Genomic DNA, 1,113 nt, shown 5'->3' with positions numbered 1-1,113 from the left:
CTAGATGATCGATTCCAAGGGTCAGTGGTCGTAGGCGATCAGTGATCGAGGGGTGGGTGCGCCGATGTGGTCGTTGTGCCAGATGACGGCGGTGAGCGCCAGGACGCGTTGAAGGACGCGGACCCAGACTCCGGTCGGGGTGTGCCCGCCGTGTTGTTCGAGGTCGAGCTGGCCTTTGAAGGTGTCGTTGATCGACTCGATCACTTGACGCAGCGGCTTGAACAGGCGTGATCCGGGCCGGGGCGCCTCGCCGGCGCGGGCCGGCCGCAGCAGCGTGATGCCGTGATCGTTGAGTGTGGTCTCGAACTGCCGGCCGTAGTAGTGCCGATCGGCGATCACCGTCTGCCCCGATCGGCCGGCGGTCAGCGTCGGGTCGGCTTCCAGCAAGCCCAGCAGCACCTCCCGCTCGTCGGCCTTGGCGCCGGAGAGGGCGAAGCCGACCGGCAGCCCCTGCAGCGTGCACAGCAGGTGCAGCCGCAGCCCCCAGAAGTAGCGGGAGTGGCTGGCGCAGTAGCCGTACTCGGCCCAGCCGGCCAGGTCTGAGCGGTGCGCCGCTTCGCGGGAGCGGGCGCACTCGACCGGCGTGGAGTCGACCACCCACACGTCATCGGTCCACAGAGCCGTGTCGCGGGCCAGCACGCCGACCAGCCAGCGCAGCGTGTCGGCCAGCTTGCGTAGCCGCTTGTTGTAGCCCGGCTGTTGGGGCAGATACGGGAACAGATGCCGTAGCTGGGCGTGGGCGTAGCGCAGCCAGCGGGCCTCGCTGGTCCGGCCGAGCAGGGCCTGCATCACCGCGAGGGTGACCAGTTCGGCGTCGGTGATCCGCGGCCTGAGTCCGACCGCCGGACGCGCCGGTGCGCGGCCGGGCGAGGCCTTCAGCAGGTCGTCGGTGCGTACATAGAGTGCCGTGGCGAGGGTGTCCAGATCGGCGTCCACGAGGACCTCCGAGGTTCGACGTTGGGGAGCAACGCCGAGCCTGGGCACCCTCGCCCATCACGCGGCCAAGGCACGCCGAAGCACACCTCATGCGTTCCCGCGGGAATGCGGTCAAGGTCACCGGCTTGACGACGTTCCCGCGGGAACGTCACCAGCCCTTGGAATCGGTCATCTAGG

General features: G+C 69.0%; 1 protein-coding gene. It reads right to left on the bottom strand.

All coding sequences use genetic code 11. The annotated features are described in order from the left end of the window. Nucleotides 1-21: 21 nt before the first annotated feature. The gene (locus E9529_RS21425; RefSeq protein WP_236833277.1) at nt 22-936 is read right to left on the bottom strand and encodes an IS982 family transposase; all 915 of its coding nucleotides are present in this window, start codon (nt 934-936) and stop codon (nt 22-24) included. Between the last annotated feature and the right edge of the window lie 177 nt (nt 937-1,113).

Origin of the sequence: Blastococcus sp. KM273128, assembly GCF_021698975.1 — a bacterium.
GTDB lineage: Bacteria > Actinomycetota > Actinomycetes > Mycobacteriales > Geodermatophilaceae > Blastococcus.
Note: the sequence above shows the minus strand (reverse complement) of the source record. Positions and strands in the feature narration are given on the sequence as shown.